A 21,565-nucleotide genomic window follows, 5' to 3' on the forward strand; every position below is an offset into this window, starting at 1 on the left:
TCCTTATGTGTTGACCTCCCCACACAGCCGGCCCCGGGGGGCCGGGCGGCCCCGCCCCGCGGGCCCCCCCCCCCCCCGCGGGCCTCTTGCCGTGTCCGCCCCACGAGGAGGCCGGATCAGCCCTCCCGCACCACCGGCCGCCGCCGCTGCGACCACCACAAACCGGCCACGCCGCGGCCAGCAACGACGCACCGGCCACGCCCAGCGGCAGCAGATCACGCGCCGGGCCCCGCAGTCGACACCGCACCGCAGCCCGGACCACCCCGCTCCGTCACCCCACCCACGCAAGCCCCCGCGAACGCGCGGCCATCCTCACCCCCGGCCCCGCCCTCGGGCTCCTCCGTACACAGTCGCCGCACGCTGCTCACAGTCGCCGCGGCCACCGTCGCCACCGCCGGCACCGTGGGGATCCTGCTGGCACGACCTCCACTCCGCCCGACGGCAATTCACCCGCGCGGACTCCACCGTGGAGGGCACCGCCAGGCCGCAGAGCCTGCCGCCCGGCACGCACCGGGAGGCGGGCGGCTTCGCCTGGGCGCCCGCCGACGGCTGGCGGCGGGACGTGAAGACGGACGGGGAGGTGCACTACACCTCCCCGGACGGCTCCCGGGAACAGGGCGCGGACTACCGCGAGATCCGCCTGGAGGAGACCGTTCCGCGGCCACCCCGCGGTCGTCTGGGAGTACACGTTCACCCTGAAGGGCGTCCACTGGCACGCCCGCCTGCCGGGCTTCAACGTGAAGGGGAAGTCCTGCCAGGTCAACACCTGGTACGACGTGGCCGTCGAGCCGGAGGCCCTGCGCGTCCATGAGAAGGTCGAGGACGGCTTCACGGTGCTCTAGGGCAGCGAAAAGGGCCTGCGGCGCGTGCGCCGAAGCAACACGCGCCGCAGGCCCGGCCGTTCACGGGGACGGCGAGCGCCTCAGGGCTCAGCCGGCGGAGATCCTGTCCCGGGCCTCGGCCTCGCCGGCGGCCCGCCTCCCGCCCCGCACCTTCTCCTTCACGAAGGCGATGACGAGCACCACCGCCGCGACGAGCAGCGACAGCGAAATGGTGGTGCGCCCGTCGTGCTCGGTGTCGGTGAGCATGTAGCCGAGGATGAACACGATCAGCGCGGCAGTCGCCCAGGTCAGGTACGGGTACAGCCACATCTTCACGACGAGCTTCTCCGGCGCCTCGGCCTGGATGATCTTCCGCATGCGCAGCTGCGAGAAGCAGATCACCAGCCACACGAAGAGGGCGACCGCACCACTGGAGTTCACCAGGAACAGGAAGACGGAGTCCGGGAACTTGTAGTTGAAGAACACGGCGACGAAGCCGAACGCGACGGAGGCGAGGATCGCCGTGCGCGGCACGCCGTTGGAGGTGGTGCGGGCGAAGGACTTCGGCGCGTCCCCACGCTGGCCGAGCGAGAAGGCCATGCGGGAGGCGGTGTAGAGGCCCGAGTTGAGGCAGGACAGCACCGAGGTCAGCACGATGAAGTTCATGATCTGACCGGCGTGCGGAATGCCGAGCGAGTCGAGCGCCGCCACGTAGGAGCCGTCCTCGGTGATGGACTTGCTGTCCCACGGCAGGAGGGCGACGACGACGAAGATCGAGCCGAGGTAGAAGACGGCCACACGCCAGATGATGCTGTTGGTCGCCTTGGTGACGGCCTGCTGCGGGTTCTCCGACTCGCCGGCCGCGAGGGTCGCGATCTCACTGCCCATGAAGGAGAAGACGACGAGCAGCACACCGGTGAGGATGGCCCCGGCCCCGTGGGGCAGGAAGCCGCCGTGTTCGGTGAGGTTGCTCAGCCCGGCCTGCTCGCTGTCGACACCCGGCAGCAGGCCGAACACGGCCAGCCCGCCGATGACGATGAACGCGGCGATGGCGACGACCTTGATGCCCGCGAACCAGAACTCGAACTCGCCGTAGGAGCCCACGGAGACGAGGTTGGTGGCGGTCAGCACGACCATCACGATCAGGGCCCAGGCCCACTGCGGCACGGCCGGTATCCAGCCCTCCAGGATCACGGCACCGGCGGTCGCCTCGACCGCGAGCACCACGACCCAGAAGAACCAGTACAGCCAGCCGATGGAGAACCCGGCCCAGGGACCGAGCGCCCGGTCGGCGTGGGCGGAGAACGAACCCGAGGTCGGGTTGGCGGCCGACATCTCGCCCAGCATCCGCATCACCAGCACCACGAGCGTGCCGACGAGGGCGTAGGAGAGCAGGATGCCGGGGCCGGCGGTGGCGATGCCGGAGCTGGACCCCACGAAGAGGCCGGCGCCGATCACACCGCCGATGGCGATCATCGACAGATGCCGGTTCTTGAGTCCGGCCTGCAGCCCGGAACCGTGCGCCCCGGGATCTCCGGGGCCTTGGGGTTCGTTTCCGGTTGTCTTCATCGTCGGCTGCGAGGTCATGGAACGGATTTCCTTTGCGCCGGGGAGTGGTACTTCCGTACGGAACCGCACGCGCCGTACGAACGGGGTGTGTCGCGGCATGACGGTGTACGGGGGCTCGTACGAGCGGTGTACAAGCCGGTCCAGTGAAACGGAGGCGAACGTCGAGGAGAACCTTTGAATCCAGATTGTTACTTGAGGTTTCCCTGAGCTTCCGTAACGCGGCTCACATTCCGCTCACGTTTTGCCGAGCGCCACCCCGCGCGCCTTTCCCGAAACGCCCGTGTCACACTCGTCCCATGCGCGTGTACCTCGGCTCGGACCATGCCGGCTACGAACTGAAGAACCACCTCGTCGAGTGGCTGAAGGACGCGGGTCACGACCCCGTCGACTGCGGCCCGCACGTCTACGACGCCCAGGACGACTACCCGCCGTTCTGCCTGCGCGCTGCGGAGCGCACGGCCGCGGACCCCGACTCCCTCGGCATCGTCATCGGCGGCTCCGGCAACGGCGAGCAGATCGCCGCGAACAAGGTCAAGGGCGTCCGCGCGGCTCTGGCCTGGAGCGAGGAGACGGCGTCCCTCGGCCGCCAGCACAACAACGCCAACGTCGTGGCCGTCGGCGCCCGCATGCACTCCCAGGACGAGGCGACCAAGTTCGTCGAGGTGTTCCTCAATACCCCGTTCTCCGGTGACGAACGTCACATCCGCCGCATCGACATGCTGTCGGCCTACGAAACCACCTCGGACCTCCCCCCGATCCCCCCGCACCACCCCCAGCAGTAGGACCCCGCGCGCCCTGCCCACAGGCGCCGGCAGTGCTCCCGGCCGACGCCCGCCCCCCGCGGCCTCGCGAAAGCGCAGTGTCGCTGCGGCCTGCGGGTGCGCGGAGGGGTAGGAGGCTGTAGCCCCGGCCGGGGGCCACGAGGGCACGGGGAACGAAGCCGCGGCCGGGGGCCACGAGGGCACAGAGAACGTAGCTCCGTCCAGGGGCCCTGAGCGGTGCAGGCGACGCAGTCCCCGCCCGGGCCCGGGGCGGCCCCCGTGGCCTGTCGACCTCGGCCTCGGAATCGCCCGAGTTGGGTGGGCGGGTGGGCGAGGATCCGGGGCGGAGCCCCGGGGGCCTGTCGACTCCGGCCTGTGAGCGAACCGTGTCGGGCGGGCCGGTGGGCAGAACCGTAACGACCACAGGGAGCACCCCGTGCCGGAAGGCCACACCATCCACCGCCTCGCCCAGGACTACGCCACAGCCTTCCGCGGCACCACCCCCCACGTCACCAGCCCCCAGGGCAAGTTCACCCCCGCCGCGACCCTCCTCACCGGCACGGAACTCACCGCCACGGACGCCCACGGCAAACACCTCTTCCTGGGCTTCCGCGGCTACCGCGGCTTCCGCGAACCCCACTGGATCCACATCCACCTCGGCCTCTTCGGCAAGGTCACCGCGGGCCCGGCCCCCGCACCCCCACCCACCGGCACCGTCCGCCTCCGCCTCGCCAACGACACGGCCTACGTCGACCTCCGGGGCCCCACCACCTGCGCCCTGATCACACCCCCGGAGAAGCAGGCGATACACGACCGTCTCGGCCCCGACCCGCTCCGCGACGACGCCGACCCGGACACCGCGTACCGCCGCGTCGCCCGCAGCCGTACGACGATCGCAGCCCTCCTGATGGACCAGAAGGTCATCGCCGGCGTGGGAAACGTCTACCGCGCGGAGGTCCTGTTCCGGCACCGCATCGACCCGTACCGCCCCGGCAGGGACATCACCCCCACCGAGTGGCACGCGATCTGGGCGGACCTCGTCGCCCTCATGCGCGAGGGCGTCCGCAACAACCGCATCGACACGGTCCGCCCGGAGCACAGCCCGGAGGCGATGGGCCGCCCGCCCCGCGTGGACGACCACGGCGGTGAGGTGTACGTCTACCGCAGGGCCAACCTGCCCTGCCACATCTGTGGCGGCGAGATCCGCACCGCCGATCTCGCCGCCCGCAACCTCTTCTGGTGCCCGACCTGCCAGCGCCCCTGACCGACTGCGGCCTCGACATCCACGGACAGCCCCAAGCCGGCCGCCAGCAGCCTCACGCAGCACCGGCCGGCCCGCGCGAGCCGCCCGCACCCCACCGCATCAGAACCCGTGCGGCAGCCAGGGCGCCGGCCCACCACCGCCGCCCCCGAACCCCAGCGAAGCCTCGGCCAGCGCCCCCCGCCGTACCTCCCGCACCCGTCCCGCCGCCCCCAACGAGGCCAGGGACACGCCCCCGAGGTACGCCGCCCCCAACTCCCGCACCGACAGCACGACATCCGCCGCATCCGCCGTACGCTCGCAGGACGCCCCCTTCTGATCCCCGCTCAGCCGCCAACGCCCGGCGTTCCAGGGGCAGAACGCGTCCTCCACCTCGAACACGACGTCCACCGGCGTCTGATACGTCCGCGCCTCCAGCGCGGCCCCCACCTCCACCGGCCGGACGTACAGCGAGTCCCGCACCCGCGGCAGGCACCGCCGTATGTCGGACACCAGGTACTGCCACGCGTCGTCGACCGGCCGCCCCCGCGCCACCACCTTCGACGTCAGGTCGATGTCGAACAGGAAGCGCCACAGCGCCGCGTCCGCCGCGGGGTCCAGTGCGGCCAGAGCCTCCACGACCACCGCGCCGTTGGGCCCGGCGGTCTCCCACTCCGGCTTGATCCGGTACCGGGTGTATCCGACGGTCTCGCCGTCCCGCTCGGCGACGACACACTGCAGCGGCGACGCCCCGCCCCGCTCGCTCTCCGGGTCGAGCACCCCGAGCCGCTCCCAGCCGGGCCGTCGCGCGAGCATCCCGGGCCGCGACGGCACCAGCCGGGCGTACACCGCCTCGCACGCGTCGAGCACGTCGGCCGGAGCCGCGTACCGCAGCCGTACGTCGTCCGTACCGGGCGGCACCGACAACCGCACCCGGCTGGTGTCGATCTCGGCGTTCAAGTGGTAGGTGGCGTTGCCGTATCCGAACCGGCCGTATATCGCCGGCTCGCTGGCCGTGAGCACCGCCAGCGGCTCACCCCACGCGCGCACGTCGTCCAGTTGCCGGCGCATCATCGACGTCAGCACCCCGCGGCGGCGGTGCGTCGCGGCCACGCTCACCATCGTGACGCCCGCGGCCGGTACCGACGCCCCGCCGGGCACGGTCAGCCGGAACGAGAACGCCCCGGCCGTGCCCACGCACTCGTCCCCGTCCCACGCGCCGAGCGAACGGTCGAACTCCGTCAGCGAGTTCCACAACTCCCGTTCCTCGGCGGACTCCGGCACCCCGCCGAACCCCCGGAGCAGGGCGTCGTAGAACCTGTCCCATTCGTCCCGCCGGAGCACCCGCAGGTCGGCCGCAGAGCCGGTCATGTCAGTCGCCATGCGCCATGCCTACCAGGGCAATGCGGGACGAGCGAGGGAATTTCTCCCGGCCGACGGCGGGGCGGCGCGCTGTGCAGTTCACTGTGACGTGCGCCCTCGGACGGGGGACAAGTAGGACCTCCCGTGCCAAGGGGCTGGTCCGCTGGATAGGGTCCCGAACTAATGGCATCAGGACGAGAGCGGCGCGCGGCAGCCGAGACGTTCACGGCCCGGTTGAAGAAGCAGTGGCACCGGGCCCGCGTCGGCGTGCGCCGGGCCGCCGTGGACTACTTCCGCGGTGACGGCTCGGACTGGATCGCCCTGGCCGGTCTGCTCCTGATGGTTCCGGTGATCGCGGCGGCGACACTGGCCAACTCGGTGTGGTTCTCCCCGGCCGCGCTGGTCCTGCCGGTCGTCGTGGGCGGCCTGGTCCTGCGCCCGGCGAGCCTGCTCGGCCTGTACGCGGCCGCCGCCACGGCGCTGATCGTGGAGTCGGTGCGGCTCGGCCCCTATACGGAGGGCCCGTCGCGGGTCACTCCGGGCGTGGTGCTGGTGGTCGCGGCCTGCGGGTTCTTCGGACTGCTGCTGGCGCAGTTCCGCAGCCGGGTCGGTGTGCCCTGGCGGCGCGGCGGCACCATGCTGTTCGACCTGCGGGAACGCATCCGCGTGCAGAGCAAGCTGCCCGGCCTGCCGGACGGCTGGCACCGCGAGATGGCCCTGCGCCCGGCGGGCGGCCAGTCCTTCTCGGGCGACTTCGTGGTGGCGGCCCGCACCAACGGCGGCCGCACGCTCGAAGTCGTCCTCACCGACGTCTCCGGCAAGGGCATGGACGCGGGCTCCCGCGCGTTGCTGCTGTCCGGCGCGTTCGGCGGCCTGCTCGGCTCCCTCCCGCCGCACGCCTTCCTGCCGGCCGCCAACGGCTATCTGCTCCGCCAGGACTGGGACGAGGGCTTCGCCACCTCCATCCACCTGGTCCTGGACCTGGACTCCGGCGACTACGAGCTCTACTCCGCGGGCCATCCGCCGGGCCTGCAGCTCAGCGCCGGTACCGGCCGCTGGGAGGAGAAGGCCGCCGAGGGCCCGCTCCTCGGGGTGTACGACGGTGCCCAGTTCGACCCGGTGAAGGGCTCGCTGCGCCCCGGCGACGTGCTGATGCTGTTCACGGACGGCCTGGTGGAGACGTCCGACCGCGACATCGTCGAGGGCATCGACCGCCTCACCGGCGAGGCCGACCGCTACGTGGCCGGCGGCTTCCACGGCGCCGCCTGGCACCTCATCGAGGCGGTCGCCAAGGACGTCAACGACGACCGGGCCCTGCTGCTGATCTGCCGCGAAGGTCCGACGTCCGCCGCCACCCGCTGACGCGCCGTCGCCCGCGCCCGGGGCACACTGGAGCCGTGACCGAGACGCCCCGAACACCGCTGACCCTGGCCCGGATCGAGGCCATCGCCCGTGCCGCGCACGCCGGCCGGACGGACAAGGCCGGACGGCCCTACGAGGAACACCTGCGGGCCGTTGCCGAGGGTGTCCGGGCGCGCGGCGGCGACGAGGAGCAGATCGCGGCGGCCTGGCTGCACGACGCCGTCGAGGACGACGCCCTCTCGGAGCAGTGGCTGCGGGAGGCCGCGTTGAGCAGCCGGACGAAGGCCATCGTGCGGGCCGTCACCAAGCGGACGGGCGAGCCGCCCGGGGCGTACGCGGCCCGCATCCTCGCCACGCCCGGCGCGCTGCTGGTGAAGGAGGCGGACCTGGCGCACAACGCGGACCCGGCGCGTCTCGCGGTCCTCGACGAGGCGACTCGCGAAAGACTGACCGAGAAGTACGCGCGGATGCGCGCACTTCTCGGTCTGGCCGGCTGAGCCGGGTGAGGGTCAGGCGTCGACCTTCTCGCGCTCACGCTCGCGCCGCTCGGCGCTCTGGCGCTCGCGGGCGAGCTCGGCCGCGTCCCGCTTGAAGGCCCACTCCATCCTCGGCTCCATAGCGAAGCGGAACACGCGCTGCACCGGCTTGGTGCACAGCACGGTGACGACGGCGGCCGCGAGGACGGTGACGGCGATCTCACCGGCCGGGTGGTGCAGCCAGGAGGCCTCGAACCAGCCCTGGTAGTCGCCGGCCTTCACCAGGAAGCCGTGCAGCAGGTAGCCGTAGAGCGTGCCGGCGCCGAGGGCGGTGAACCACATGTGGCGGCGCGGCACCCAGGCGAAGAAGCACGCGGTCAGCACCAGGGAGCAGCCGAACAGCGCGAGCACCATCACCGGGCCGGTCCACCACGGGGCGCCCAGCTCCTGCGCGGAGTCGCGGTGGTAGAACCACGCGGTGTTCATCCGCGGCACCGCCCACCAGCTGACGGCCAGCGCCGCCGCGAACACGGGCACCGACGCGATGCGCACCGAACGGCGGCGCACCATGTGGAAGTGCTCGGGCCTCATCGACAGGCCCAGCACGAAGAACGGCAGGAACTGCAGGACGCGCTGCAGGTCGAGGTCGTCGCCGATCGAGGGGCTGATGGTCGCGAGCATCGCGAGGCCGAGCGCGAGCGGCAGCGGCCAGCGGGCCAGCTTCCACATGGGGGTGGTGAGCCGCCAGACGAACAGCGCGACCAGGAACCAGGTCAGGTACCAGGGGTCGAGGAGGCTGATGTCCTGGCTCGGGTCGTCGTCGATCCAGCGCTTGAAGAGCGGGTAGGCCGTCTCGAAGACGATGTACGGCACGGCGACGCCGGTGATCAGGCGCTTCAGCCGGTCCGGCCGCATGTCGAAACTGCGGGAGAAGTAGCCGGAGATGATGATGAACGCCGGCATGTGGAACGCGTAGACGACCTGGTACGCGGCCTCGAGTATGCGGCTGTCGCCCTTGAGCGGTTCCCAGGCGTGGCCCATGGCCACCAGCACGATCGCGAGGTACTTGGCGTTGTCGAAGAACGCGTCGCGCTGCTTGCCGTTCTGCTTCTTCTGCGGGCTGTGCGGCGAGCGCGGGCTCGGCACTCCGTCGGCCGGTGGCTGGGCCGGGGGAAGTGGCGCCTTGCGGTCGCCGTTCGGTCGCAGCGAGTTCGTCACAGACCCTCCCACCAGGAGCTCGGGGAGACGATCCGGGACCTCGCTGCGCTTACGGGGGACGAGGCAGCGTGGAACATCTGAGGCACCCTAGCGTTCCCTGCAGCTATTCGTAAAACGCCGGATGTGAATCCTGGCTATTCGCTCCGGGTACCCCGGATTACGGGTGGTTGACATCGCCGTCCGAGTGATGACCAACACATCGCCCCATGACGGATCGTGTGCACCCCCTGGGCCCTGCTTGTCGGGATACGTCCGGACTAAGCGGTGCATAAGACCAGCAGGGGACTCCGGCGGAATGTCCGCTTCAGCGCCCTTCGGAGCTGCCCCACGGGGTCGTTGATGAGGCCCTGGCGACAATTCGAATTAATGGCGAACGCGTTGTGTGGAGACGGAAACGACACGGTCGAATTCCCCGCACGGGTGGCGTGCCGAAATGCCGTACGAGCGCCCGCCGTTGAGCCCTCGCCCCCGGGCGGCGTGCGCGCCTCCGGGCGACACGGAGGCGGTCGATGCGTCAGCCGCCGCATAGCCAGGCCGGGTTGGTGGCACGATGGTTCTGGCGGGGTGCGCGGGGTCGCGTCCCCGGGCCGGGAGAGCGGACCGACCGAGGGTGTGATCAGTTGTGGCCATTTCACTGTCTGTGGTGCTGCTGTTGGCGATCATCCTTGTGGTGTTGCTGAGAGGGGGATCCATCAAGGCAGGTCCCGCGATCGTGGCGATCCTCTTCGGCTTCTTCCTCGCCTCGACCGGCATGGCCCCGTCGATCAACCGGTTCCTGAACTCGATAGCGGAGACCATCAACTCCATCAGCTTCTGACGGCCGGCACGGGTCCGCGCCGCGCGTACGGGGATGGGCCCGCACGACTCCGCCCTCCCCGAGGGGGGCGGCCACCGCACCGATGACCGCCTCGGCCCCGACGGCGGGCAGCGTCCTCGCGAGGCAGCCGAAGCCGGACCTCCCGACGGCCTGCGGCCCGGCCCGCCGAGGCGCCCATCCGGGCTCCCGACCGCCTCCGCCACCCGCGTGTACATGACGCCCCCCTCCGGCCGCCCCGCATGCGCGCACCGGCCGGAGAAACACCTCGGGCCCGGTTCCGGGGAACCGGGCCCGAGGCCAGGAGAGCGGGCGACGGGAATCGAACCCGCGTAGCTAGTTTGGAAGACTAGGGCTCTACCATTGAGCTACGCCCGCACAGCACGCGCCAGGTCGGAGCGACCCCGGCACTGAAGGCATGGTAGCGGGTCCGGCCCGCACCACGCACACCGCGTTTCGGGCCCGCGCCGACGCGGCCCCGGCCCCGTGGAAATACGGCGGCCGCACCGCCTGCCGGCATGTACCCTACGTGTCGCACCAGACGGGGTGTGGCGCAGCTTGGTAGCGCGTCCGCTTTGGGAGCGGAAGGCCGTGGGTTCAAATCCCGCCACCCCGACCAGCCATCCGGCCACCTCGGGTGATCGTCATCCGGCCACCTCGGGTGATCTTCTCCCGATCACTCGCGTGATCGCCTTTTGGGCGGTGTAGTCGCTGCCGTTACTATGCAAGCTGCACGCCCGTGTGTCTCATCGTCTGAAGTCCTCCGGGCGGCGAAATCCGCCGGGCCGTTCTGGCCCCGGCAGAAACCAAGAAGTCAGCCACAAGGAGACCGAACCGTGAAGAGCGCCGTGGAGACCCTGAACCCGACTCGGGTTCGGCTCACTGTCGAGGTGCCCTTCGAGGAGCTCAAGGACAGCCTCGACGCGGCGTACAAGAAGATCAACCAGCAGGTCACGGTGAAGGGCTTCCGCAAGGGCAAGGTCCCGGCCCGGGTCATCGACCAGCGGTTCGGCCGCGGTGCCGTGCTGGAGGAGGCCGTCAACGACGCGCTTCCGAAGTTCTACACCGACGCGGTCAACGAGGCCGAGCTCAGCCCGCTGGGCCAGCCCGAGGTCGACATCACGGAGCTGAAGGACGGCGAGACGCTGAACTTCACCGCCGAGGTCGACATCCGCCCCGCCATCGAGATCCCGGACTACTCCGGCATCGAGGTCGAGGTCGACGCGGTCGAGGTTACCGACGAAGACGTCGACAAGGCCGTCGAGGAGCTGCGCGAGCGCTTCGCCTCCACCGCCCCGGTCGAGCGTGCCGCCGAGGACGGCGACGTCGTGACGATCGACCTGGAGGCCAAGGTCGACGGCGAGGTCCTGGAGGACGGCGTCGCGAGCGGCGTCTCCTACACCATCGGCTCCGGCGAGCTGCTGGACGGCATCGACGACGCCGTGAAGGGCCTGGAGGCCGGTGGCGAGGCCACCTTCACCTCCGAGCTCAAGGGCGGCTCCGCCGCCGGCAAGGAGGCCGAGGTCACCGTCAGGGTCACCCAGGTCGCCAAGCGTGAACTGCCCGAGCTGGACGACGAGTTCGCGCAGCTCGCCTCCGAGTTCGACACCCTCGAGGAGCTGCGCGCCGACAGCCGCAAGCGCCTGGAGAACATGAAGCAGTACGACCAGGCCACGCAGGCCCAGGAGCGCGTCCTGGAGAAGCTGCTGGAGCTCGTCGAGGTGCCCGTCCCCGAGAAGCTGCTCGAGGACGAGATCAACACCCGCAAGCACAACCTGGAGCACCACCAGCTCGGCCAGATGGGCCTCGACCTCGCGAAGTACCTGGAGATCCAGGGCAAGACCGAGGAGGAGTTCGAGACCGAGACGCGTGAGGCCGCGGTCAAGGGCATCAAGACCCAGTTCGTCCTCGACGAGCTGGTCAAGCAGGAGAAGCTGAACGTCAACCAGGAGGAGCTCACCGAGCACCTCATGCGCCGCGCGGCCTCCTCCGGCATGTCCCCCGACCAGTTCGCCCAGGCGGTCGTCGAGGGCGGCCAGGTTCCGCTCCTGGTCGGCGAGGTCGCCCGCGGCAAGGCCCTGGCCGTCGTGGTCGAGAAGGCCACGGTCAAGGACACCAACGGCGAGATCATCGACCTCGACGACGAAGAGGACGAGACGGAGTCCGCCGAGGCCGCGGCCGAGGAGACCCCGGCCGAGTCCGCCGAGGAGAAGACCGAGGGCTGAGCCCCGGCAGCGACGAGCGACTGAGAAGGCCCTGGGGCACGCCCCAGGGCCTTCTTGCCCCCCCCAGAGAGGCAAGCGCACCTCAGGGGCGCGGGGAACTGCGCGACAAGCCCCCACCCGCCCGCAGCCCGGCGATTGCCGCACCACCCACGACGAGACCGCACGCCGCCCCGGCGGAGCCCGCCGCGCTACGCCCCCGGCGAACACCCCCATCTCCGGGATTCCCCGAAGGGACCCGCGCGTTAGGGTCCATGAATACCAGGGCAGTGGAGTCTCCGATACGGCTCCCGCCCCGCAGGGAACACGTGAGACGGCCCGGCGCCGTCGTAAGACGAGCAGGTGGATACGTGACGAATCTGATGCCTTCAGCCGCCGGCGAGCCTTCCATCGGTGGTGGCCTCGGCGACCAGGTCTACAACCGGCTGCTCAACGAGCGGATCATCTTCCTCGGCCAGCCGGTCGACGACGACATCGCCAACAAGATCACCGCACAGCTGCTGCTCCTTGCCGCCGACCCGGACAAGGACATCTACCTGTACATCAACAGCCCCGGCGGTTCGATCACGGCCGGCATGGCGATCTACGACACGATGCAGTTCATCAAGAACGACGTGGTGACCATCGCCATGGGTCTCGCGGCTTCCATGGGCCAGTTCCTGCTCAGCGCGGGCACCCCCGGCAAGCGCTTCGCTCTGCCGAACGCCGAGATCCTGATCCACCAGCCCTCCGCGGGTCTGGCGGGCTCCGCCTCGGACATCAAGATCCACGCCGAGCGGCTGCTGCACACCAAGAAGCGCATGGCCGAGCTCACCGCTCAGCACACCGGCCAGACGGTCGAGCAGATCACCCGCGACTCGGACCGCGACCGCTGGTTCGACGCCTTCGAGGCCAAGGAGTACGGCCTCATCGACGACGTGATCCCCACGGCCGCCGGTATGCCGGGCGGCGGCGGCACCGGGGCCTGAGAGGTCCCACGCGGCTCCACGAGCCCCGTAGGACCCCGCCCGGACCCGTGAGGGCCCCGGGACGCCCCAGCAGCCCCAGCCGACCGCCTCAGCCCCTTTCAGGAGACACCGTGAACGCATTCCCCGGCAGCGGGATCTACGACCGTACTCAGGCCGTGCAGGACGTGAGCGCCTCGCAGGGCCGCTACACCGGCCCGCAGGCCGAGTCCCGCTACGTCATCCCGCGCTTCGTCGAGCGCACCTCCCAGGGCATTCGCGAGTACGACCCGTACGCGAAGCTCTTCGAGGAGCGCGTGATCTTCCTCGGCGTCCAGATCGACGACGCCTCCGCCAACGACGTCATGGCGCAGCTGCTGTGCCTGGAGTCGATGGACCCCGACCGGGACATCTCGGTCTACATCAACAGCCCCGGCGGCTCCTTCACGGCGCTCACGGCGATCTACGACACGATGCAGTACGTCAAGCCGGACATCCAGACGGTCTGCATGGGCCAGGCGGCCTCCGCCGCCGCAGTGCTGCTGGCCGCCGGTACGCCGGGCAAGCGCATGGCCCTGCCGAACGCGCGCGTGCTGATCCACCAGCCCTACAGCGAGACCGGCCGCGGCCAGGTGTCCGACCTGGAGATCGCCGCCAACGAGATCCTGCGGATGCGTACGCAGCTGGAGGAGATGCTGGCCAAGCACTCCACCCAGGCGATCGACAAGATCCGCGAGGACATCGAGCGCGACAAGATCCTCACGGCCGAGGACGCGCTGAACTACGGGCTGATCGACCAGATCATCACCACCCGGAAGATGGACAACTCGAGCCTGCGTTGAGGCGTGAGGTTGTATCGTCTGCCGCCCCTTGACACGGTTTGGCCCGGTTCACGTCAAAGCGAACCGTGCCAAGGGGGGCCCGGACGAGGGGCCCGGCAAGGTACCGTCGGACATAAGGCAGCACCAGGAGTCCGCTGGACGTCGACGTCCAGGAGTCTCCCAGGCGAAGGGGAAGCACACCGTGGCACGCATCGGTGACGGCGGCGATCTGCTCAAGTGCTCGTTCTGCGGCAAGAGCCAGAAGCAGGTCAAGAAGCTCATCGCAGGGCCCGGTGTCTACATCTGCGACGAGTGCATCGATCTCTGCAACGAGATCATCGAGGAAGAGCTGGCGGAGACCAGCGAGGTCCGCTGGGAGGAACTCCCGAAGCCGCGCGAGATCTACGAGTTTCTCGAGGGCTACGTGGTGGGCCAGGAGGCCGCCAAGAAGGCCCTGTCCGTAGCGGTGTACAACCACTACAAGCGCGTCCAGGCCGGTGAGAACGCCGGGGGGAGCGGCCGCGACGACGCCATCGAGCTGGCGAAGTCCAACATCCTCCTGCTCGGCCCCACGGGCTCCGGCAAGACCCTCCTCGCGCAGACCCTGGCGCGCATGCTGAACGTCCCCTTCGCGATCGCCGACGCCACGGCCCTGACGGAGGCCGGCTACGTCGGCGAGGACGTCGAGAACATCCTCCTGAAGCTGATCCAGGCCGCCGACTACGACGTCAAGAAGGCCGAGACCGGGATCATCTACATCGACGAGATCGACAAGGTCGCGAGGAAGAGTGAAAACCCCTCCATCACGCGCGACGTCTCGGGCGAGGGTGTCCAGCAGGCCCTGCTGAAGATCCTGGAGGGCACCACGGCGTCGGTCCCGCCGCAGGGCGGCCGCAAACACCCGCACCAGGAGTTCATCCAGATCGACACGACGAACGTGCTGTTCATCGTGGGCGGTGCCTTCTCCGGTCTGGAGAAGATCATCGAGTCCCGGGCCGGCGCCAAGGGCATCGGCTTCGGCGCGCAGATCCGCTCCAAGCGCGAGATGGAGTCCAAGGACCAGTTCCAGGAGGTCATGCCGGAGGACCTGGTCAAGTTCGGCATGATCCCCGAGTTCATCGGCCGCCTCCCCGTCATCACCTCGGTCCACAACCTGGACCGCGAGGCCCTGCTGCAGATCCTCGTCGAGCCGCGCAACGCGCTCGTCAAGCAGTACCAGCGCCTGTTCGAACTCGACGGTGTGGAGCTGGACTTCGAGCGCGAGGCGCTGGAGGCCATCGCCGACCAGGCCATCCTCCGCCAGACCGGCGCCCGCGGCCTGCGCGCCATCATGGAGGAAGTCCTCCAGGGCGTGATGTACGAGGTCCCGTCCCGCAAGGACGTGGCCCGGGTGGTCATCACGGCGGACGTCGTCCAGTCGAACGTCAACCCGACCCTGATCCCGCGCGATGCGCGGGGCCGCGGGCCGGGCGAGCAGAAGACGGCCTAGCCCCCACCCCCGGCACACAGAAGGCGCCCGGCGAATCGCCGGGCGCCTTGGTCGTTCCTGGTGTCAGGCCTTCACCCGGATCTCGCTGCGGACCTTCGTGGTGAGGTCGATCGCCACGTCCTTGGTGACGCCCTGCGCCGCGTCACCGGGCGAGATGAGGGCGATGGTGCTGTAGTCGGCCCACGCGCAGAACCAGTTGCTCTTCTCCTTCTTCGTCAGCTGGTCCTGGCCTTTGACCGACTGGCACTTCATGACCGCGCCGTCGAGGTCCGCCGACTCCGGCTCGCCGACCAGTTCGGGCTTGCCGGACCCGGTGGAGGACTCCTTCTCGGCCGACTTCCTGAAATTGGCGAAGAACAGGTCCAGCGTCTTCTCCGGGTCGGAGATCTCGCCGTAGGCACCGGCCACCGAAAGGGTCTTGGCCGTGGCCATCTTCGCGGCGGACGACGGATCGTCGGGGTCGTAGTCGCTCAGGTCGACCGTGGAGTAGAGGCCCGCCGCCGTCTTGGCGTTCTTGACGCCGCTCTTCTCCAGCTCCGCCGTCGAGTCGTCGCCGGCGGTCTGCCCGTCCTTGGTGGTGCGGTTGTAGTCGGTGAGGACCTTCGCCGGTGTCGTCAGTTTGTGCGGACCGTCGTCCTCCAGCGCGCCCGCGCCGCCGCTCCCGCCGAGCACGAAGTACGCGCCCACGCCGATCGCAGCGACGACGGCGACCGCGCCGATGATGATGCCCGTCTTCTTCTTGCCGCCGCCCGGCGCCGGGGGCTGCGGCATGCCGTACGGGGCCTGGCCGTAGGGCGGCTGCGGCTGCTGGCCGTACGGGGGCTGCTGGCCGTAGGGAGCCTGCTGGGGCGGGACGCCCTGCGGGGGCTGCTGCGGGTAGCCGTAGCCGGGCTGGGGCGGAGGGGCCTGCTGGGGGTAGCCGTAGCCGGGCTGGGGCGCCTGCGGCTGCTGGCCGTACGGGCCCGGCTGGCCGTACGGTCCGGGCTGCTGGGGCTGCCCGCCGTACGGGCCCGGCTGGTTGTAGCTCATCTTCTGGGTTCCCCTCCAGATGGTCAGGTCTTTCCGACATCCTGGCGCAGACCCGCCGTGTGCATGGCATCGGGCCCCCCACCGTTACAAGACAAACGCGTTTCGGGACGGCGTCGTGACACCTCTAAACTGACCCCCGTGACCGAGAACGCTCAGCAGCAGCCACCAGCGCCCAGCACCGACCTGCCGACCCAGTACGCGCCGGCCGACGTAGAGGGGCCGCTGTACGAGCGCTGGGTGGAGCGGGGTTACTTCGAGGCGGACGCCAAGAGCGACAAGCCGCCGTACACCATCGTCATCCCGCCGCCGAACGTCACGGGCAGCCTGCACCTCGGGCACGCCTTCGAGCACACCCTCATCGACGCCCTGACCCGCCGCAAGCGCATGCAGGGCTTCGAGACGCTGTGGCAGCCCGGCATGGACCACGCCGGCATCGCCACGCAGAACGTCGTCGAGCGCGAGCTGGCGAAGGAGGGCAAGTCCCGGCACGACCTGGGCCGTGAGGCCTTCGTCGAGCGGGTCTGGCAGTGGAAGGGCGAGTCCGGCGGCCAGATCAGCGGGCAGATGCGGCGGTTGGGCGACGGCGTCGCCTGGTCGCGTGAGCGCTTCACGATGGACGAGGGCCTCTCCCAGGCCGTCCAGACCATCTTCAAGCGGCTCTACGACGACGAGCTGATCTACCGCGCCGAGCGCATCATCAACTGGTGCCCGCGGTGCCTGACCGCGATCTCGGACATCGAGGTCGAGTACCAGGACGACGACGGCGAGCTCGTCTCCATGAAGTACGGCGACGGGGACGACACCATCGTCGTCGCCACCACCCGTGCCGAGACGATGCTCGGTGACACGGCCGTCGCCGTCCACCCCGAGGACGAGCGCTACAAGCACCTGGTCGGCAAGCTGGTCAAGCTGCCGCTGACCGACCGCTCCATCCCGGTCGTCGCCGACGAGCACGTCGACCCCGAGTTCGGCACGGGTGCCGTCAAGGTCACCCCGGCCCACGACCCGAACGACTTCGAGATCGGCCAGCGCCACGGCCTCCCGGCACTGACGATCATGGACGAGCACGCGGTCATCACCGCCCACGGCCCCTTCCAGGGCCAGGACCGGCTGGAGGCCCGCTCGGCGATCGTCGCCGCGCTGCGCGCCGAGGGCCGGATCGTCGCGGAGAAGCGCCCGTACGTCCACTCCGTCGGCCACTGCTCGCGCTGCAAGACCACCATCGAGCCGCGCCTGTCCATGCAGTGGTGGGTCAAGGTCGGCCCGCTCGCCAAGGCGGCCGGTGACGCCGTCCGCGACGGGCGCGTCAAGATCCACCCGCAGGAGATGGAGAAGCGCTACTTCGACTGGGTCGACAACCTCCACGACTGGTGCATCTCGCGCCAGCTGTGGTGGGGCCACCGCATCCCGGTCTGGTACGGCCCGGACGGCGAGGTCGTCTGCGTGGGTCCCGACGAGGAGCCGCCGAGCGGCGAGGGCTGGCGCCAGGACACCGACGTCCTCGACACCTGGTTCTCCTCGGGCCTGTGGCCGTTCTCCACGCTCGGCTGGCCCGAGCAGACCGAGTCGCTCGCGAAGTTCTACCCGAACTCCGTCCTGGTCACCGGCTACGACATCCTCTTCTTCTGGGTCGCCCGGATGATGATGTTCGGCCTGTACGCGATGGACGGCACCCCGCCGTTCCACACCATCGCCCTGCACGGCATGGTCCGCGACCAGTTCGGCAAGAAGATGTCGAAGTCCTTCGGCAACGCGGTCAACCCGCTGGACTGGATGGACAAGTACGGCTCCGACGCCCTGCGCTTCACCCTCGCCCGCGGCGCCAACCCGGGCGTCGACGTGCCGATCGGTGAGGACTGGGTCCAGGGCTCGCGCAACTTCGCCAACAAGATCTGGAACGCCACGCGCTTCGCGCTGATGAACGGCGCCACGGTCGAGGGCCCGCTGCCCGAGCCGTCGAAGATGTCCTCGACGGACCGCTGGATCCTCTCCCGCCTGAACTCGGTCGTCGCCGAGGTCGACGCGTTCTACGACGACTACCAGTTCGCGAAGCTGTCCGATGCCCTGTTCCACTTCGCGTGGGACGAGGTCTTCGACTGGTACGTCGAGCTGTCCAAGACGACGTTCCAGGCGGGCGGCGAGGCGGCCGAGGTCTCCAAGCGCGTCCTGGGCGAGGTCCTCGACGTCACGCTGAAGCTGCTGCACCCGGTGGTCCCGTTCGTCACCGAGACGCTGTGGACGACGCTGACCGGCGGCGAGTCGGTCGTCATCGCCGAGTGGCCCAAGGACAGCGGCTTCCGGGACGCCGACGCCGAGCGCGAGATCGAGTCGCTCCAGTCGGTCATCACCGAGGTCCGCCGCTTCCGCGCCGACCAGGGCCTCCAGCCCGGCCAGCGGGTCCCGGCCCGCCTCACCCTGGACGGCACGCCGTTCGCGCCGCACGAGGCGGCCATCCGCCAGCTGCTGCGCCTCCAGCCAGAGGGCGAGTCCTTCACGGCCACGGCCACCCTCCCGGTCGCCGGTGCCGAGGTCGCCCTCGACCTCTCCGGCACGATCGACGTGGCGGCGGAGCGCAAGCGCCTGGCGAAGGACCTCGCCGCGGCCGAGAAGGAGAAGGCCCAGGCGGGCGCCAAGCTCGGCAACGAGGCGTTCCTGGCGAAGGCCCCCGACCACGTCGTGGACAAGATCCGCACCCGCCTCGCCAAGGCGGAGGAGGACATCGCCCGCATCCAGGCCCAGCTGGAGAGGCTGCCGCAGGCGTAGCCCGTTCGCAGAGTGGTGGAGGCCCCGGTGCCACTGGGTACCGGGGCCTTCGCGTACCCGCTTTCGAGGGGCGCGGGGCTGTCATCGATATGCGGCTCCGCCGCGTGGGCTCGACAAGCCGCAGACGGCCCGCACCCACGACGACACAAACCACCCCCGACCGATGTCACTCCGCCTCCGTAGACTGACCCCGTGAGCGAGCTCCCTCCAGACCACAGCGCCGACGACCAGCCCGACCCCCTCACCGCCTTCGACGAGATCATCGCGGAGGAGACCACCCGCGACCCCGACCTCGCGGTCATCGAGGCCGGCAGCCGGACCCTGCGCACCCAGGGCGGCCCCCCGGAGGCCGACATCCCGGCCCGGCCCGCCGACCCCGAGGTCGACAAGGCCCTGCGCGAGGTCGAGGCGGAGCTCGCCACGCGCTGGGGCGAGACCAAGCTGGAGCCCTCGGTCGCCCGGATCGCCGCCCTGATGGACGTGCTCGGAGAGCCGCAGCGGTCGTACCCGTCGATCCACATCACGGGCACCAACGGCAAGACCTCCACGGCCCGCATGATCGAGGCCCTGCTCGGCGCCTTCGAGCTGCGCACCGGCCGCTACACCTCGCCGCACGTGCAGTCGATCACCGAGCGGATCAGCCTGGACGGCGCCCCCATCTCGCCCGAGCGGTTCATCGAGACGTACCGGGACATCAAGCCGTACGTGGAGATGGTCGACGCCTCGCAGGACTACCGGCTGTCCTTCTTCGAGGTGCTCACGGCCATGGCGTACGCGGCCTTCGCGGACGCCCCGGTGGACGTGGCCGTCGTCGAGGTCGGCATGGGCGGCTCCTGGGACGCGACGAACGTGATCGACGGGGACGTCGCCGTCGTCACGCCCATCGACCTCGACCACACCGACCGGCTCGGCACCACGCACGCCGAGATCGCCACGGAGAAGGCCGGCATCGTCAAGCAGGACGCCACCGTCATCCTGGCGCAGCAGCCGGTCGAGGCGGCGCAGGTGCTGCTGAAGAAGGCCGTCGAGGTGGACGCGACGGTGGCTCGGGAAGGGCTGGAGTTCGGTGTCGTGGACCGGCAGGTGGCCGTCGGCGGGCAGCTGCTGACGCTGCGCGGACTGGGCGGCGAGTACCGGGAGGTGTACCTGCCGCTGCACGGCGCGCACCAGGCGCACAACGCGGCCGTGGCGCTCGCCGCCGTCGAGGCGTTCTTCGGCGTCGGCGCGCAGCGGCCCGACCCGCTCGATCTGGACACGGTCCGCAAGGCGTTCGCCGCCGTGGCCTCGCCGGGACGGCTGGAGGTCGTGCGGCGCTCCCCGACGGTCGTGCTGGACGCCGCCCACAACCCTGCGGGCGCCCGGGCGGCGGCCGAGGCGATCGGGGAGGCGTTCCAGTTCAGCCGCCTCATCGGCGTGGTCGGCGCGAGCGGCGACAAGAACGTGCGGGGGCTGCTGGAGGCCTTCGAGCCGGTGTTCGCCGAGATCGTCGTCACGCAGAACTCCAGCCACCGGGCGATGGACGCCGACGAGCTGGCCGGCATCGCCGTCGAGGTGTTCGGCGAGGAGCGCGTCCAGGTCGAGCCGCGGCTGCCCGACGCGCTGGAGGCCGCCATCACCCTGGCCGAGGAGGAGGGCGAGTTCGCGGGCGGCGGTGTGCTCGTCACCGGTTCGGTCATCACCGTCGGCGAGGCCCGACTGCTCCTGGGGAGGGGCTGAGAACCCATGCGTACGCTCTGTTCTTCCACCCTGATCGGCGAGTTCTTCGTCATCGGCTTCGCCGGGCTGGTCGCCATGAAGGATCCCGACCTGTCCATGACCACCGTGTGGACGGTCAGCGGCATCGCCATGTTCCTGTGCGTGGTGCTGTGCGGCCTGGTGACGCGGCCCGGCGGGGTCGCCCTCGGCTGGGCGCTGCAGATCGCGCTGATCGCGTCCGGCTTCATCGTGCCGACCATGTTCTTCCTCGGTGCGATCTTCGCGGCCCTGTGGTGGGCGTCCGTGCACTACGGGCGGAAGGTGGACGAGGCGAAGGCGAGATTCGCCGCCCAGGCCGGCTCCTCCACACCTGACGCTGCGTAACAGGCGCCCCGACACGCCGGGTAATCTCGTCCCACCGGATCACCGCATCACCGCATCACCGCACAGCCTTCACGCATAAGGAGCCCCGTCGTGACCCAGCGCACCCTCGTCCTCCTCAAGCCCGACGCCGTCCGTCGTGGCCTGACCGGCGAGATCATCGGCCGCATCGAGCGCAAGGCGGGCTGGACGATCACCGCGCTGGAGCTGCGCACCCTGGACCAGGACACGCTGGAGCAGCACTACGGCGAGCACAAGGGCAAGCCCTTCTACGAGCCGCTGGTGGAGTTCATGGCCTCCGGGCCGGTCGTGGCGATGATCGTCGAGGGCGAGCGGGTCATCGAGGGCGTGCGTCAGCTGGCCGGTCCGACCGACCCGATCGCCGCGGCGCCCGGCTCCATCCGCGGTGACTTCGGCGTCATCGTCCGGGAGAACCTGATCCACGCCTCCGACTCCGAGGAGTCCGCCGAGCGCGAGGTGAAGATTTTCTTCCCCGGCCGGGCGTAGCGTCCGCACGTCATCAGCACATACGGCAGGTCCGGGGGCGCCGCCCCCGGGCTTTGCGGCATATGCGTGGCGTACGAGGGAACGATCGCCC

17 protein-coding genes and 2 tRNA genes are annotated in these 21,565 nt (G+C 70.2%); 14 read left to right on the forward strand and 5 right to left on the reverse strand.

Features of this window, described 5'->3' with window-relative positions; all coding sequences use genetic code 11:
* Positions 1-929: 929 nt before the first annotated feature.
* The gene (locus ABTZ58_RS33995; RefSeq protein ID WP_351365392.1) at positions 930-2,408 is read right to left on the reverse strand and encodes an amino acid permease; all 1,479 of its coding nucleotides are present in this window, start codon (positions 2,406-2,408) and stop codon (positions 930-932) included.
* A gap of 278 nt (positions 2,409-2,686) precedes the next feature.
* Between ABTZ58_RS33995 and ABTZ58_RS34000 the strand changes: the two genes are divergently transcribed.
* Positions 2,687-3,172: a ribose-5-phosphate isomerase gene (locus ABTZ58_RS34000; RefSeq protein ID WP_351365395.1), complete on the forward strand. Its 486-nt coding sequence runs from the start codon at positions 2,687-2,689 to the stop codon at positions 3,170-3,172.
* Between the two features lie 415 nt (positions 3,173-3,587).
* A complete protein-coding gene (locus ABTZ58_RS34005; protein ID WP_351365398.1) occupies positions 3,588-4,415 on the forward strand; it encodes an Fpg/Nei family DNA glycosylase in 828 nt (275 codons plus the stop codon).
* A 99-nt stretch (positions 4,416-4,514) separates the two neighbouring features.
* On the opposite strand, the gene ABTZ58_RS34010 is transcribed toward ABTZ58_RS34005, so the two are convergent.
* Positions 4,515-5,774 (reverse strand): GNAT family N-acetyltransferase, encoded by a 1,260-nt coding sequence (locus tag ABTZ58_RS34010; RefSeq protein ID WP_351365401.1) that lies wholly within the window; start codon positions 5,772-5,774, stop codon positions 4,515-4,517.
* Positions 5,775-5,936: 162 nt separating this feature from the next.
* Between ABTZ58_RS34010 and ABTZ58_RS34015 the strand changes: the two genes are divergently transcribed.
* Positions 5,937-7,115 (forward strand): PP2C family protein-serine/threonine phosphatase, encoded by a 1,179-nt coding sequence (locus tag ABTZ58_RS34015; RefSeq protein WP_351365404.1) that lies wholly within the window; start codon positions 5,937-5,939, stop codon positions 7,113-7,115.
* Between the two features lie 35 nt (positions 7,116-7,150).
* Positions 7,151-7,612 (forward strand): HD domain-containing protein, encoded by a 462-nt coding sequence (locus tag ABTZ58_RS34020; protein ID WP_351365407.1) that lies wholly within the window; start codon positions 7,151-7,153, stop codon positions 7,610-7,612.
* 12 nt (positions 7,613-7,624) lie between these two features.
* Here ABTZ58_RS34020 and ABTZ58_RS34025 read toward each other — a convergent pair whose 3' ends face one another.
* Positions 7,625-8,809 carry an acyltransferase family protein gene (locus ABTZ58_RS34025; protein ID WP_351365410.1) on the reverse strand — a complete coding sequence of 395 codons (1,185 nt, stop codon included), beginning with the start codon at positions 8,807-8,809 and terminating at the stop codon, positions 7,625-7,627.
* A 622-nt stretch (positions 8,810-9,431) separates the two neighbouring features.
* On the opposite strand from ABTZ58_RS34025, the gene ABTZ58_RS34030 reads away from it, so the two are divergent.
* A complete protein-coding gene (locus ABTZ58_RS34030; protein ID WP_010041885.1) occupies positions 9,432-9,626 on the forward strand; it encodes a hypothetical protein in 195 nt (64 codons plus the stop codon).
* A 304-nt stretch (positions 9,627-9,930) separates the two neighbouring features.
* Here the strand turns inward: ABTZ58_RS34030 and ABTZ58_RS34035 are convergent.
* Positions 9,931-10,001: transfer RNA gene (locus ABTZ58_RS34035), tRNA-Gly, on the reverse strand.
* Positions 10,002-10,165: 164 nt separating this feature from the next.
* On the opposite strand from ABTZ58_RS34035, the gene ABTZ58_RS34040 reads away from it, so the two are divergent.
* The 5 genes from ABTZ58_RS34040 to clpX all read left to right on the forward strand — a co-directional run bounded on the left by ABTZ58_RS34040 (position 10,166) and on the right by clpX (position 15,099).
* Positions 10,166-10,242: transfer RNA gene (locus ABTZ58_RS34040), tRNA-Pro, on the forward strand.
* 217 nt (positions 10,243-10,459) lie between these two features.
* Positions 10,460-11,848: a trigger factor gene (gene tig / locus ABTZ58_RS34045; RefSeq protein WP_309093886.1), complete on the forward strand. Its 1,389-nt coding sequence runs from the start codon at positions 10,460-10,462 to the stop codon at positions 11,846-11,848.
* A 359-nt stretch (positions 11,849-12,207) separates the two neighbouring features.
* The gene (locus tag ABTZ58_RS34050) at positions 12,208-12,813 is read left to right on the forward strand and encodes an ATP-dependent Clp protease proteolytic subunit (RefSeq protein ID WP_030240055.1); all 606 of its coding nucleotides are present in this window, start codon (positions 12,208-12,210) and stop codon (positions 12,811-12,813) included.
* A gap of 110 nt (positions 12,814-12,923) precedes the next feature.
* The gene (locus ABTZ58_RS34055) at positions 12,924-13,631 is read left to right on the forward strand and encodes an ATP-dependent Clp protease proteolytic subunit (RefSeq protein WP_309093887.1); all 708 of its coding nucleotides are present in this window, start codon (positions 12,924-12,926) and stop codon (positions 13,629-13,631) included.
* A gap of 181 nt (positions 13,632-13,812) precedes the next feature.
* Positions 13,813-15,099, forward strand: coding sequence for an ATP-dependent Clp protease ATP-binding subunit ClpX (clpX, locus tag ABTZ58_RS34060; protein ID WP_351365415.1), 1,287 nt, complete (start codon positions 13,813-13,815; stop codon positions 15,097-15,099).
* 63 nt (positions 15,100-15,162) lie between these two features.
* On the opposite strand, the gene ABTZ58_RS34065 is transcribed toward clpX, so the two are convergent.
* The gene (locus tag ABTZ58_RS34065) at positions 15,163-16,128 is read right to left on the reverse strand and encodes a hypothetical protein (protein WP_351365418.1); all 966 of its coding nucleotides are present in this window, start codon (positions 16,126-16,128) and stop codon (positions 15,163-15,165) included.
* A gap of 138 nt (positions 16,129-16,266) precedes the next feature.
* Here ABTZ58_RS34065 and ABTZ58_RS34070 point away from each other — a divergent pair, with 138 nt between their 5' ends.
* The 4 genes from ABTZ58_RS34070 to ndk all read left to right on the forward strand — a co-directional run bounded on the left by ABTZ58_RS34070 (position 16,267) and on the right by ndk (position 21,474).
* Positions 16,267-18,891, forward strand: a complete 2,625-nt coding sequence (locus ABTZ58_RS34070) for a valine--tRNA ligase (RefSeq protein ID WP_351365421.1) — start codon at positions 16,267-16,269, stop codon at positions 18,889-18,891.
* 192 nt (positions 18,892-19,083) lie between these two features.
* Complete coding sequence (folC, locus tag ABTZ58_RS34075; protein WP_351365424.1) at positions 19,084-20,607, forward strand: bifunctional tetrahydrofolate synthase/dihydrofolate synthase; 1,524 nt, start codon at positions 19,084-19,086, stop codon at positions 20,605-20,607.
* A gap of 6 nt (positions 20,608-20,613) precedes the next feature.
* Complete coding sequence (locus tag ABTZ58_RS34080) at positions 20,614-20,970, forward strand: DUF4233 domain-containing protein (RefSeq protein ID WP_309093891.1); 357 nt, start codon at positions 20,614-20,616, stop codon at positions 20,968-20,970.
* A 90-nt stretch (positions 20,971-21,060) separates the two neighbouring features.
* Positions 21,061-21,474 (forward strand): nucleoside-diphosphate kinase, encoded by a 414-nt coding sequence (gene ndk, locus ABTZ58_RS34085; protein WP_351365427.1) that lies wholly within the window; start codon positions 21,061-21,063, stop codon positions 21,472-21,474.
* Positions 21,475-21,565: the final 91 nt, after the last annotated feature.

Origin of the sequence: Streptomyces sp. NPDC094143 (genome assembly GCF_040303825.1) — a bacterium.
Classification (GTDB): Bacteria; Actinomycetota; Actinomycetes; order Streptomycetales; family Streptomycetaceae; genus Streptomyces.